The 14,072-nt window shown below is 47.1% G+C and carries 8 protein-coding genes; 2 read left to right on the top strand and 6 right to left on the bottom strand.

What is annotated here, in order from left to right; genetic code table 11:
• Window positions 1–100: 100 nt before the first annotated feature.
• The 4 genes from MKX40_RS09050 to MKX40_RS09035 form a co-directional block, all read right to left on the bottom strand.
• Window positions 101–238, bottom strand: coding sequence for a paeninodin family lasso peptide (locus MKX40_RS09050; protein WP_339240916.1), 138 nt, complete (start codon window positions 236–238; stop codon window positions 101–103).
• Window positions 239–267: 29 nt separating this feature from the next.
• Window positions 268–2,199, bottom strand: a complete 1,932-nt coding sequence (locus MKX40_RS09045) for an asparagine synthase-related protein (RefSeq protein ID WP_339240915.1) — start codon at window positions 2,197–2,199, stop codon at window positions 268–270.
• Complete coding sequence (locus tag MKX40_RS09040; protein WP_339240913.1) at window positions 2,196–3,464, bottom strand: sulfotransferase; 1,269 nt, start codon at window positions 3,462–3,464, stop codon at window positions 2,196–2,198. The genes MKX40_RS09045 and MKX40_RS09040 overlap by 4 nt, the downstream gene beginning before the upstream one ends.
• Before the next feature lie 433 nt (window positions 3,465–3,897).
• Window positions 3,898–5,223 (bottom strand): MFS transporter, encoded by a 1,326-nt coding sequence (locus MKX40_RS09035; RefSeq protein ID WP_339240912.1) that lies wholly within the window; start codon window positions 5,221–5,223, stop codon window positions 3,898–3,900.
• A gap of 307 nt (window positions 5,224–5,530) precedes the next feature.
• Between MKX40_RS09035 and yhbH the strand changes: the two genes are divergently transcribed.
• Both yhbH and MKX40_RS09025 read left to right on the top strand, forming a co-directional pair.
• Window positions 5,531–6,700 (top strand): sporulation protein YhbH, encoded by a 1,170-nt coding sequence (yhbH, locus tag MKX40_RS09030; RefSeq protein ID WP_036609998.1) that lies wholly within the window; start codon window positions 5,531–5,533, stop codon window positions 6,698–6,700.
• A complete protein-coding gene (locus MKX40_RS09025; protein WP_339240911.1) occupies window positions 6,697–8,133 on the top strand; it encodes a SpoVR family protein in 1,437 nt (478 codons plus the stop codon). The genes yhbH and MKX40_RS09025 overlap by 4 nt, the downstream gene beginning before the upstream one ends.
• 137 nt (window positions 8,134–8,270) lie before the next feature.
• Here the strand turns inward: MKX40_RS09025 and MKX40_RS09020 are convergent, their stop codons facing one another.
• Both MKX40_RS09020 and MKX40_RS09015 read right to left on the bottom strand, forming a co-directional pair.
• Window positions 8,271–10,751: an EAL domain-containing protein gene (locus MKX40_RS09020; RefSeq protein ID WP_339240909.1), complete on the bottom strand. Its 2,481-nt coding sequence runs from the start codon at window positions 10,749–10,751 to the stop codon at window positions 8,271–8,273.
• Window positions 10,752–11,016: 265 nt separating this feature from the next.
• The gene (locus MKX40_RS09015; RefSeq protein WP_339240907.1) at window positions 11,017–13,839 is read right to left on the bottom strand and encodes an endo-1,4-beta-xylanase; all 2,823 of its coding nucleotides are present in this window, start codon (window positions 13,837–13,839) and stop codon (window positions 11,017–11,019) included.
• Window positions 13,840–14,072 lie beyond the last annotated feature (233 nt).

Here is a 14,072-nt window from a genome sequence, read left to right as displayed (position 1 = left end):
TTCATGTTGCTCAATATAAGGGCGGAGGCGAAATCTGGATTGGTTCCATTTCCGCCCTTTAAGTATGATGACGCTGGTTAAAACTTAATAACTTAACAACTTAGGAAGTTGGATCGTACAGATCAGCATCGTGATCAGTTACCCAGTCAATTTGTCTGTAGCCAGTACCGGCCATCGTTTGATTGACTTCCAACACTTCAAGAGCTGGAGCTTGCCATTCTTTCTTTTCGTTTTGCATTGTTTTCACCTCCCTTCATGTGAACATGGTCAAAATTTGCGAATAAAGCGGTACACGATCAGACTATGCATCATCAATCGCAGATCCGGATGTGAAGCGAGCTCCGGTCTCGGACTCGGAAAATTGGCCAGGGCAGATTGGATGCGCTCCGTGTTTAATATGCCAGCGACCTTGCTGTCAGAACACAACTCACGCAACTCGGCCGTAAACGACTCCCAATTTGGAATGATGCGATGTAGCCAATCCGCCGGTTGTACCCCCCGTACACGCTGATTCAGTCTGACCTTGTCGGGCAACTCGGGTGAAGTCGCCCGGCGAATCAATGAACGATCCGTTCCGTGCTTCACATATTGTTCAATCGGTACAGACAGACAGAATCGAATAACCCTGATGTCACTGGTCGGGTCACGTTCCCAAGCCCGATAACGGAGAGAACATTTTGTGGCTACGGCACCATTTTTATTCGCAATGGCCAGGTTATTGAATTTCTCGGCACGAACCTTGAGTGCATCCGCCTGCGCACCGCCTTGACGAACAATAATGGATTTGAGTCGTTCCAGCACACCCGTTCTTTGCGCAAAATCAGGATGGATCAATTGTACAGATGCGGCCTTGCTTGCTCCCTTGGACTGAGCCTTGAACCATTCCGGATATGCCTTTCGCCCCGTAATCTTGGCTATACGGGAGAAGGGCATGCCGGTCCGTTCACTATACTGCTGCATCTCACGGAACCAGCGGTACCAGCGGCCACTTTTCAGCAGACTGGCGTAATAATCCAGAGCCGGCCCCCAGGAGATGGTGAAATTACCACGTGCGCCTGTGAGCAGAATACCTGCATCTTGCTGGCTTGCTTTTTCATAGAATCCGCGAATCCAGAATGAATTTTCAAAGTATTTATAGGGCATTTCCATAATGTCGAGCCACGTATCTATTTCACTAAGTGGGCTTCTGCCTTCAAAATCAAGGTAGTTCTCCGTAATATTGCCGACGTGATTAATCGTGGAACGTATGAAGGGCCTCTCATCGGCTAGCAACGTTTTTGACGTATAATCAGTGAAATCCGGTACGGGAACATAACTATAGGCATGCAGGCGTTTGCCCTGACTTCTCAGTGTTCCGGAAGCAAAACCTACCACGGCCCCCGAGTCCAGTCCTCCACTTAATGCGGCAGCCACCTGCCTGTGCGTTCGCAATCGTGATCCGACTGCCTGAGCGAATACCTCTCGGAACGCTTCTACATATTCACCGTCGGATTTGAGCCGTAGAGGTTCCACTTCATCCCAACGATGATATTGCTTCAGCTCCAGCCTGCCTTCACGGAAGACAAGTGTATGTGCAGAAGGCAGTTGGCTTATCCCCCGATATACGGTCGAATTGATATCTGCTGAATCATGCATGTCGGGAATGGCAAGAAACTCAGATAGCCAGGTCTCATCAAGTTCTTTATGTACCCCTTCAATCCCGAGCAACGGATTCATGAGTGTGCAGAAAGCAAATCGTGAACCATCGTGTCGGTAATAGAAAGCTCTCATGCCTGTAATGTCTCTCGCTGCATACAATTTGCGATTCCGCTCATCCCATATGGCGAATACAAAATCCCCCAGCAATCGGACAGCTACATCGTCTCCCCAGCGCTGATAGGCACGCAAGATCAGTTCACTATCAGCCAACATAGCCAGTTCAGCTCTGGATATCTGTAATTGATCTGCCAGTTGTTCCCGATTATCCAGAATGGCATCTGCCGTGATCGTCAGGCCACTTTCCTCATCATATAAAGGCAATTTCTCGCTAACCGATTCCGGTGTAATCCATTGGGCATGACAGCTAAGAAAAGCCTCGTTGCCTTTCCACACTCCTGTTGTGTCCGCAGGCACATGCCCCAGGCTTGCATACAAGCGCCAGCTGTCTTCCCATAGCGCCTGTTGACCATCGTTATGAACAATTCCCGCTATGGCGCTCATGACTTTCCTCCCCGTAGAATCTTGCGCTGTGAAGCCCAGGCGCTGATCTGATGACCAAATGGTACCCATGATTTGATACGCTGTATTTTGCTTTGAGCAGAAGCCAACTGAACTTTCAGGCGTTCCCGCTCACTGTATCCCCGTTCCAGACGATGATCTGCCGCCCGTAATGCAGCTTGCAGTTGTCTGATCGTGACCAGTGCAGCCAGTGTAGGGTCTGTCTTTTCAGGTTCTTCGACAACTTGGACATCAGGAGTCCCAGGCGGAGCATGAACGACAGAATCTGCTGGCTGCATTCGGTATTGCGGTTGCCACTGGCAACCAGTCGCTGCTGTCAACTGATGCGTGATCCGGTCGATAACCTCTTGATCAGGACTTGCATCATAATGGACTCCCGTCCATTGTTCGGCTTCTGCGAGCTGTTCACTGTATCCCATCCGGTGGAACAGATCTGCCCCCATCACACGGCAATACAATTCAACTTCACGCGGCTCTAATATGTTTTTCCAGTTGTTAACAGAACCCTGATGTGCCTCTTGATGCGAAGAGAGGAATGGATCACCCACGCCCATACTGTAGAACATGTCAGACTTCGCACTGTCCAGAAACTGACCATACTGCTCCATACCCTGTTCATATCGAATTCCCAGAAACGCGCATAGTTTCTCAAGTTCTTCCTGAGGATTAGAAACCAATTGTTCATATTGCAACTCATACGCATTGGAATGTGGTTCGGCAAAATAATCATTCAAGCGGAGCATCCCAAGTGTGAGATCCACGGATTTCATATTTAATTTGGGGCTCTGCAGACTATGAATCAGATCGAATCCTTCTCCAGTGTGGCGGTTTACCTTTTTGAATGATGCAGCTATGGCCAGAGGATTACGTTGGAGATGAATGCGCTTGGACTGAGGGAACAGACGATCCAGCCATTCAAGCATGTAATAGTACCGTGGAGATTTATCTACGATGAAGTCTGCTCCGCTACCCTCCAGGAATCCATTGTAGATCTCGAGAGCAAAACTTCGGCACGCCTTTTCGAAGACATCCTCGGGTACCATGGCATTGTAGAACTGACGAACGATGGAGCTACCACCATAAGCACGTGAATCGCCCTTGGGCAAATCGACAAGATTCATCAGAAACCACATTTCCTGGGTGGCAAATATACGACTGTGATTTTGCAGCATGACGGTGGATAAGGAACTACCACTGCGGGGAACACATAGTAAGAAAACAAGTCCGTTACCTTGAGCATCGATCAATGGCAGCCTCTCCTCTGTTCATTAGTATAAATATGTAGCCGGGATAGACCAGACTCTACCTTTGTGTTTGGCAAAACGAGTAACATGCACGCTATTGGTCAGTATTTTGCAATATTCCGGCGGAATCTTACACGGGAATGAAGCAAAACACATGGTTGTATTCGACAATTCTCAGATACAGTATGTATTCATAGTTTTACTCTATGATACAAAATGTATCATGTCAATCTTTTATTTTCACTTTTTCATAAATTGTTACTCTTTCATGGTATTCTGCTGTCTGTCGTTTCAGCACTTTCTCCTGATTCACTTGATTACGATGCACAAATGCGAATAAGCTTCAGACATGTTCTGCGAAGAACAACGCCTGAAGCCATGAGTATTCCAACGAGAAGTTGGATATGACACCTATCAAAAAACTAACCAGTAGACCCTACATTTGAACTTTGCCCAGCAGAGTTCCGACACTCCCCTTACGCCCTTCTTCCTCATCTGCAAAAGTAGCATCCTGCATTCCCTTCTGTACGTTTACATTTAACAATACTGCAATTCCGGCGACGAAAAAGAAAATGAGGGACAGAATTCCCCAACGTGTAGAACCTGTTATTTGCCCAACATAACCAAACACAAAGGGACCGAAGATCGAAGAGAATTTGCCTGTAATATTCACAAATCCAAAATACTCACCTGTTCTGCCAGCCGGCATCAGATTGCTGAACATGGAACGAGCTGTGGATTGACTTACACCCTGCACGACACCAACCAATCCAGCGAGCATATAGAAGTGAATCGCTTGTGTCATGAAATAACCGAGAATTACGATACATATGTATACAGATAAACTGAAGATCAATACCCGCTTCGCTCCCCAGCGCTGTGCCCAGGCTCCCAGTAACAAGGTGCAAGGGAAACCGATAAACTGGGTTAACAGTAGCGCCAGCATCAAGTCGGCTGTACCTATGCCTATACTTGTCCCGTAGATCGTAGCCATCAGAATGATGGTATTAATGCCGTCATTAAAAAACCAGAAAGCCACCAGCATGCGGATTAACTGGGGAAAACGCCGCATCTGACGAAAGGTTTGCCGCAGTCTGCGAACTCCCACCGCAGCATACCCTTTCCACGTGCCGGGCAGATCCGGTGATGCTGGCCGTTTCGGAGCATGACGAAAAATTGGTATCGAGAACAATAACCACCATAGCGACACGGAGATAAAAGCTAGTCTTGTGCCTGCCAGTGTACTGCTCATCCCGAACCAGCCCGGTTGCTGAATCATCAGCATGTTCACTGCAAATAGCAAACCTCCTCCAATGTAACCATAGGCATAACCTTTGGAAGATATCATGTCTCTTCGTTCCACAGGTACCAGATCCGGCAGCATGGCATCGTAAAAGGTATTACCACCTGCAAAACCAATCGTAGATATGATCAATAAGGCAGAAGCAAGTAACCAGTCCCCTTCTCCGATTGCGCTGAATCCCAATGTGGCAAGGACACCAATGATTGCAAATACACGCAGGAAGTCGCCCTTTCGTCCTGACAAATCAGCCAGCGTGCCAAGCAACGGTGTTAGCAGAGCTACGCACAACATGCCAATGGAATGGGTATAGGCCAGGTAGGATGCGGCCGTATCTGTATCCAGCGTAGCCGCAGCAACCGAAGCATAGAATACAGGCAGTACTGCTGCCAGCACAGTTGTCGCATATGCCGAGTTGGCCCAATCATACATAATCCAAGCCTTGATCGCCTTTTTATTCACATACATCCTTCCTTTTCATGCATCTCTATAGTCTGTGTTTAGAGAATCAAAAGTGGACTTTTTAAACAACCTCTATCAGATGCCAGATCGATGTCTTTCTCCTATTGTAAAGGAAGGATATCACACTTGTTCACTGTTTATGTAAAAAATGGAGCCGTTCTGTTCTTACGACACACCTTACCTCTGAGGTGAACTTGTGTAATTGTATCATTTTATATCCACTCTCATCACATATCGTCCTCGCCCGTGAATATACTTAATTACCGACAGGCCAAACTGTGCCGCGTAATCAATGGGGGGTGCCTACATGTCAAATTCACACCAGCCTTACTCGTTCGTCGTGTCGAAGGAAGATTGGTCGCTTCACCGCAAAGGGTACCAGGACCAACAGCGCCATCAGCAAAAGGTGAAAGATGTCATCAAGCAGAATCTGCCTGATCTGATTACGGAAGAAAACATCATCATGTCTGATGGAAAACAAATCATCAAGGTACCAATCCGCAGTCTGGATGAGTACCGTTTTGTGTATAACTACCAGAAGCAAAAACATGTCGGTCAAGGAGACGGTGACAGTCAGGTCGGAGACGTCATCGGTCGTGATCCCTCTGCTTCGCAGAAACCCGGCAAAGGCGAAAAGGCTGGTGATCAGCCGGGCCATGATATTGTGGAAGCCGAAGTTAGTATTGAGGAATTGGAAGATATGCTCTTCGCTGAGCTGGAATTACCCGATCTGAAGCAGAAAGATAAAGACTTGATTGAGACACATACGGTGGTATTCAACGATATTCGCAAAAAAGGCATGCAGTCCAATATTGACAAGAAACGTACCATTCTGGAGAATCTGCGTCGCAATGCAACAACCGGTACGCCGGGCATCCATCATATCAGTCCGGATGACCTGCGCTACAAGACATGGGAAGACAAGATTATTCCACAATCCAATGCCGTTATTATTGCCATGATGGATACATCCGGGTCCATGGGTTCGTTCGAGAAATATTGCGCGCGCAGCTTTTTCTTCTGGATGACCCGTTTTCTACGCCGTCAGTATGAGAAAGTCGAGATTGTTTTCCTCGCCCATCATACGGAAGCCAAGGAAGTTACTGAAGAAGAGTTCTTTACCCGTGGCGAGAGCGGAGGCACCATCTGCTCCTCTGTATATATGAAGGCGTTGGATATTATCGACAGCCGTTACCCACCTTCAAGCTACAACATCTACCCTTTCCACTTCTCTGACGGGGATAATCTAACCTCGGATAACGAACGGTGTGTGAAGCTGATCGGGGAGTTAATGAAGCGTAGCAACATGTTTGGGTACGGCGAGGTGAATCAGTACAACCGCAGCAGCACACTGATGTCAGCTTACCGTCATATCAAGATGGATCAGTTCATGTATTATGTGATCAAAGAAAAAGGCGAAGTGTACAAAGCTTTGCGCAGCTTTTTCCAGAAAAGGGAAGGAGGCAGCGTTAGATGACAGATGAGATTCGCGACCTCGAATACGCCATTGCCGAGATTATGGAGATTGCCAATGGATTCGGCCTGGATTATTACCCCATGCGGTACGAAATCTGCCCATCGGATATTATTTATACCTTTGGAGCTTATGGCATGCCGACCCGTTTCAGTCACTGGAGCTTCGGCAAAACTTTTCATAAGATGAAAATGCAATACGATTTTGGACTCAGCAAAATTTATGAGCTTGTCATCAACTCCAACCCTTGTTATGCCTTCCTGCTGGATGGCAATTCCCTGATTCAGAACAAATTGATCGTAGCCCACGTCCTGGCCCACTGCGATTTTTTCAAAAACAATGCCCGCTTCTCCAAATCCAACCGTAATATGGTCGAAAGCATGGCCGCTACGGCCGATCGGATCAGTAATTATGAGATGGAGTATGGAACGGAAGCCGTTGAAGCATTTATCGATGCTGTCATTGCCATTCAGGAGCATGTAGACCCACAGCTGATTAAACCCCGCCATTTGGACAAACAACGCTATATGGAGATGAAAATGCGGGAGCAGCGCGGTGAGAAAGCACCCCGGCCGGAAGGTCGCTATGATGATCTCTGGTCACTTGATGATGTGCAGACCGAAGAATCACCCGCCGAAGGTATTCAGGTTCATCACTTTCCGCCTGAACCGGAGAAGGATGTCATGTGGTTTATTCAGGAATTCTCGGAAGTATTGACCGACTGGCAGCGGGATATCATGAGTATGATGCGTGAAGAGATGTTATATTTCTGGCCACAGATGGAAACCAAAATCATGAATGAAGGCTGGGCATCTTACTGGCATCAACGCATTATCCGTGAACTCGATCTGAACAGTGAAGACACGATTGAATTCGCGAAGCTCAACTCCTCTGTCGTGCAGCCATCCAAACAAAGTCTGAATCCGTATTATCTGGGACTGAAGATTTTCGAGGATATTGAACGGCGTTGGGATAACCCCACCCGTGAAGAACAGGAACGTTGGGGCCGCAAACCAGGGCAAGGTCGTGCCAAAATGTTCGAGGTACGTGAATTCGATTCCGATACCTCTTTTATCCGCAATTACATGACCAAGCAATTGACCGAAGATCTCGACCTCTACGTATTTGAGAAAAAAGGACCGGACTGGAAAATCACCGACAAGTCCTGGGAGAACATTCGGGATCAGCTCGTATTTTCACGTGTCAACGGGGGATCACCTTATCTGGTTGTGCAAGATGCTGACTATCTGCGGACAGGTGAACTCGTACTGAAACATCAATATGAGGGCATCGAGCTGGATTTAAAATACATGGAACGCACGCTGCCTTATCTGTATCGCCTTTGGGGACGTACGGTACATGTAGAGACACGTGTGGAAGATAAACCGATCTGGTTTACGTATGATGGTAAGAAGCATCACCGCAAGTTTATGTGAGGTTATGGATTATCATTATTGGAAACGAAAATATAAATGTTCTTATCACGGATGAAATTAATGATTAATAAAAAATAAGACTAAAAAAGCGGCAAGTTCCCAACACACACGGGAACTTGCCGCTTGGCATTTCATAATTAGGAAGGTAACGCTGGTGAACCAGTCCCCTGCAATCGCAGCGGCACAAAAAAGTCATGTTCCACTTCACTTGCGGGCAGTGGACGACTGAAATAATATCCCTGAATCTCCCGGCAGTCATTCTGCATCAGAATATCGAGTTGGCCTTTCGTCTCAATGCCTTCGGCAATCACTTCCATCTTGAGATTCTGTGCCATCGATATAATGGTCGCCACAATCGCCTGATCGCTGTGACTCTCTGTAATGTCCGTCACGAATGAACGATCAATCTTAAGCTTGTGAATCGGGAAATGCTTCAGATAACTCAGGGAACTGTATCCCGTACCGAAATCATCCAAGCTGATTTTGACACCCAGTGCATTAAGTTCATTCAGAATTGCTGTAGATACCGTTGCATCCATCATCATGCTCTCTGTAATCTCCAGCTCCAGATAACGTGCCTCCAGTCCTGTCTCCAAGAGTGCATTCTTGACCTGTTCTACCAGGTTGGATTGATGGAACTGCTGGCTGGACAAGTTTACCGATACCGGAATGAGCGGCCCACCGCTGGCATGCCAGAGCTTCATCTGCCTGCACGCTTCGCGCAGCGTCCATTTCCCAATCTCATAGATCATACCTGTCTCTTCTGCAAGCGGGATGAACACATTGGGTGCAAGCAGCCCTTTGAGTGGATGGTTCCAACGTATAAGAGCCTCGACACCAATCATACGACTATCCTCGGTACGAATCTGCGGTTGATAGTACAGAACCATCTCATCGCGTTCCAACGCTTTACGCAGGTATCCTTCCAGCTCAATGCGTTCATAAAGTTCCGAATCCAGTTGGGCCGTGTAAAATTGGAAGCCATTTTTGCCATTCTTCTTCACTTCATACATGGCGGAGTCCGCATGTTTCAGCAAAGCATCGACGCCCACTCCATGATGGGGATACATCGCAATTCCAATGCTGGCGGTCACGTAAAAGTCATTTTCCTTCAAGCGATAGGGTAACTGAATGGCTTCAACAATCTGTTTAGCAAGTTCTGCCACTCTTACCTCTGTCGCTTGATCATGGGTCACAACGAGTGTGAACTCGTCACCGCCCATGCGGGCCAGCATGACATTCTCCATAGCCAAGGGATCAGAAGCCTCTATGGCTTTCATAATCCGGTTGCTGACTTCTCTTAGAAATACATCTCCAACGGAGTGTCCCAAAGAGTCATTTATCATCTTGAATCGGTCTATATCCATCACCATAACAGCAAACGAATGTCCTTTTTCTTCTGAAGATTGGATTGTACATGCCAGCACCTCATCCAGCTTGCGCCGATTGGGCAGCCCCGTCAACGGATCATGCAAAGCTTGGTGACGAATATTCTCCTGAGCCTGCTTCTCCTCCGTAATGTCTTTGATCAGAATGTGGCTTCCCACATGATTACCATCAATGACAACCGGGACTACAACAATACTAAGGTCCAGAAGTTCACCCCGCACGTCTCTCATCTTGGCCATGTAATGCATCTGCTCCATCCCATGATCATCCCAATCAATGGAATCGAATTCACTGATCCATTCTATATCGATCTGCTGAACAATCTCATCAATGGAACGATTCATGACCCTTGTTTCAGGATAACCGGTGATTGTTGTTACTGCAGCATTAATGCCTTTGACAATGCCTTCCTTGTCTACTGAAATGATCGCATCCGAATGATTATGATACAGGGCCTGATACCATTGCTCGTTCTCATGAATCCGTCGATCCTTCTGGGACATACGCTGGTTGATAAATATGCCGAATAACGTCAAGCCCAAGGCAATAAATGTGCCCGATGCGATCAGGTAGGCGAGAATACCGGGTTCAATCTGCATCCCTGAACTTGCCATCGAGGCATGTGAATGATGGAACTGTGCGGCTGACATCCCAGTATAGTGCATGCCAGAGATTCCAACACCCATAATAAGACCGCTGCCCATCTTGTAAACCCAGGTATGTCTGGATTGATGATATCGGAAGAAAAACATGAGCCATAGTGCCGCAAATGAAGCAAGTGCTGCAATCAGAATGGATAACATCACTCTGCCAGGTTCATATGTAACCGGAGTCGACATCGCTGCCATTCCCACATAATGCATTGAGCTGATTCCGACTGTCATAAGCACTCCAGCAATCATGAGCTTGCTAATCCTGCCCGATTGTCTTCCCGCAATGTTCAAGGCTACCCCTGATGCGACAATAGCAAGTAGAACAGATAAAACAACCTTACCGGTGGAATAGGAGACTTGCGTAGGCAGAACAAAAGCCAGCATACCTACGAAATGCATGGACCAGATCCCCAGCCCCATCGAGACTGCACCGCAGGTAAGCCATACATTCCGCGCCATCCCGCTAGCCTGACTTACACGGCCTGCAAGGTCAAGGGCTGCGTACGAAGCTAACGATGCAATAATATAGGATAAAATAACAAGTTCTAAGTTGTACGTACCATGTAGGTGCTCCACTCACTCTGTCCTTTCAACCGGGAAATGCCTCATATGTATGCAAAAATGTAAAAAAGAAGCGAGTGCGCTGTCTGGATGACAGGCACTCCCTCCGCATCATTTGACTCGTGACCACAGACTCAGTTGAAGCCGTTGTCATACATTGGAACCCGTTTATTTGAATGTATATAGTCTAAACGTCCCAGCCTTTAAAATCAACACTTATTTCCAGAAAAACGAGGTTTAATAGCTGACATTCTCATATTCTGGTACACAGCTCAATATTCTATTTGCGAGTCAGTAACAGACTGCCAAAACCGGAAGTATCCTGATAAGAATTACCTGATGAATCATTCCAGATGGACACACTGCTTCGCTTGCCATCCCCCGCGCCATCATCATTAACTTGAAGATCGAATCCAATCCATCGTTGCCCTTCAGCACGAACGCTATCTAGTGGGATTGCCACTTCAACGGTATACCCTCCGCTTGTTAATCGGGTAGCTGATTTGAAGTTTTCTTTCCGTGCATTTCCTCCAAAAGAAGCCTCATTATCAAAGTTAACCCGGTACTGGGCGTCATCCTCCTGATAGAACGTTGTCTGATCTTTGTTTTGGTCAATAAAAATCTCGATCGAATCCTGCTCATGTGCATTAGAACTTAATTTGCTTCGCAGAGGATCTTTCACATCTGCCAATACGTACAGGTATTTTTCATCCCATAACAGCTGTGCAGTCGCCGTTGCACCTGAGTTTCCGATGACCCAGACATCCGTTTTAACAGATGCAGCCTTTTTCCAGATGTCATCCTTTTTCGCATCAATTACAGGTTTGCCATACGTGACCTTCGTTTGTTTCAAGACAGAACCCAGCTTCAATTTCCCCCGGTTGGCTGGTTTATCAGGCTGTTGATTGGAAATATCATTCCAGACGATGGTAGCTGTCTTACCCGCAGCATATTCATCCGTAATCCGAAAATCTAAAGACAAGACCTGGCCTTCGGCAAGTAAAGCAGCTGACATCGGCAGGGATGCATATACAACATAACCCGTTTTTGTCTCCTGTACGTTGTATGCATTCTTATCCTTGCCTTTACCGCCTTCCCGTTTGAACGTATATTGACCATTTGCAAACGGCGGATTTTTCTTCTTGGCAGTTAGATCAGCTTCAGAAGTGGCAGCGCCTGTACTCTTTACTTCTTCCGTGAGGAAAACCTGCACCTGATCCCCTTTGCGACGTGTGGTGTCCTTCACTTCCACTCGTAAATTCACCTTTTTGGCATCCCACATTACACGGGCCTCACCCGTAACTGCGGATACACCATCTGCCAGATGATTAATTCCAAGCCCTTTCACAGCACCCCATAGAACATCTTCCTGTCCTTTGTGATTTGGAAAAGAAGGGCTGGCCTTCAGTGCTGTCCACTCATTACGATAGATCGGAAGCGTGGTAGCATCCACCAGTGCCCAATAGGCCGGTTTTGCTTTCAATTTACGATCAAACAGCAATGGTGCATCTTTACGTCCTTTGACTGGATGATTATCAAGCCATGTACCGTCATCCGCAAGTCCCCAGACCGTAACACTGTCCATGACACCACGTTTTCCCAGGTCGTCAAACAGATCGAACAGCTCACGATAACGATAAGCTTGCTGCAACATTAATTCATCCGTAACAGGCATCTCCTGCTCAGAATTACTTGAATAGATCGAAACGTCCAGCTCTGTAACCTGTACGTTCACACCAAGAGCGATCACTTTCTCAAAAGCCTCACGAATGAGCTTTACATCCGGTCCGTACATGGACACATGCATCTGAAATCCAACCGCATCAATCGGTGTTCCTTTGGCAAGCAGCTTCTCTACAAGCTTCACCATATCATTCACCTTGTTTCCATTGCCCTCCATTCCATAGTCATTAATCACTAATACAGCATCCGGGTCAGCCTCGCGGGCATATCGGAAAGCCAGCTCAATGTAATCACTGTCATCTCCGTCGCCATCCACATCCCCTATAATATCTCTCCATTTGGAACCACTCGCCTGATTGCGCAAGCCGCCTCCATCCGAGATGACTTCATTGACGACATCCCATGTATGAACCTTTCCTTTATAATGAGTGACGATGGTCTGAATATGAGTTTTCATCCGTGCAAGCAACTGTTCACGCGTGGCAGGTTTGGAGGCATCATTCGGATCGGTAAAGAACCAGTCCGGCACCTGACTATGCCATAACAGAGTATGACCTCTTACCTCCATGTCATTTGCTTCGGCAAAGTTCACCAGACGATCTGCCTCTGACCAGACAAACTGCCCTTCCTTTGGTTGCATCGCATCCATTTTCATAAAATTGCCGGCTGTAATACTATTAAAATGTTTGGTCAACAACTGGGAATGCGGATCTTCTGCATCCAGTGCAGACTGGTCGATTGCGGCTCCCATGGCATAGTTTTTTCCCACGACATCCACTAGATTCGGAATGTTCGGCTCTATCTCTATTTTTTCGGCTTCGGTAATCAGAACATCATCCACGTAAAAAGTAATTGTATCTGCCGGCGTCACTTCCGCTGACGTCTTCCAGGGTGTCTCTGCATACATCCGGAATCCGGTGATGCCACTATTTTCTCCTGGAATCACCACATCCGCCTCGATTTTTTTCCATTGTCCTTTATTCAGGGTTGCAGAGGCAAATGTAGCATATTCACGAGTTGAAGCATCGTTATTGTACTCTTTCTCCAGTGAACCGTTAATGACCTGACTGTCAGGTCCTTCATCGTACATGGCCCAAAACGAAATATGAACCGTGCTGCCCTTCTGTACATGGTCCATTACTTCAATTAAGGGTCCATGGAACGTTTCGGTACGGGAAGAGGTTCTCAGACTGCGTGTGCTGTCGTGACCTTGCGCTACGATATCAAGCTTTTCACTCGCCCGTGGACGCCATTGTCCCAACGCACCATCTTCAAAATTAGCCTCGAACAGCACTTCATCATCGCCCGTCTTAACGTCAGCAGCCGCTTGAGCACGTGTCCCTCCTGTTCCCACACTCGGGAACAAACTGAAGATCAATACCGCCGACAAGCACAAGCTCCACCATTTTCTCAAATGCATCCGATCTCCTCCTTGGTTGTTTGTGAAGAGTAACCTCTGTTCTGTCATGCGTCCGCCCTTCACAAGTTCGTTGGGCAGGATTGGATAGACATTATTCAACAGAAATTGTAAGCACTTTCATTATACGATTGCCAGCAAACTTTGTTTACCCGTTAAACTATAGGACTTCTTCTAAAATCTTCACCATAATATAGAACGACAAAAAGCACAGCTTGTTCGCTGTGCTACGTGTG

The organism is Paenibacillus sp. FSL R5-0517 (genome assembly GCF_037974355.1).
In the GTDB taxonomy this organism is placed as follows: domain Bacteria; phylum Bacillota; class Bacilli; order Paenibacillales; family Paenibacillaceae; genus Paenibacillus.
The sequence above is the reverse complement of the archived record's forward strand: the minus strand, read 5'-3'. Positions and strand labels throughout refer to the sequence as shown.

Excerpts from the sequence above, each read along its gene's own strand:
- MKX40_RS09025 (WP_339240911.1), top strand. The coding sequence starts at position 6,697 with ATGACAGATGAGATTCGCGACCTCGAATACGCCATTGCCGAGATTATG.
- MKX40_RS09015 (WP_339240907.1), bottom strand. The coding sequence starts at position 13,839 with ATGCATTTGAGAAAATGGTGGAGCTTGTGCTTGTCGGCGGTATTGATC.
- MKX40_RS09050 (WP_339240916.1), bottom strand. The coding sequence starts at position 238 with ATGCAAAACGAAAAGAAAGAATGGCAAGCTCCAGCTCTTGAAGTGTTG.
- yhbH (WP_036609998.1), top strand. The coding sequence starts at position 5,531 with ATGTCAAATTCACACCAGCCTTACTCGTTCGTCGTGTCGAAGGAAGAT.
- MKX40_RS09045 (WP_339240915.1), bottom strand. The coding sequence starts at position 2,199 with ATGAGCGCCATAGCGGGAATTGTTCATAACGATGGTCAACAGGCGCTA.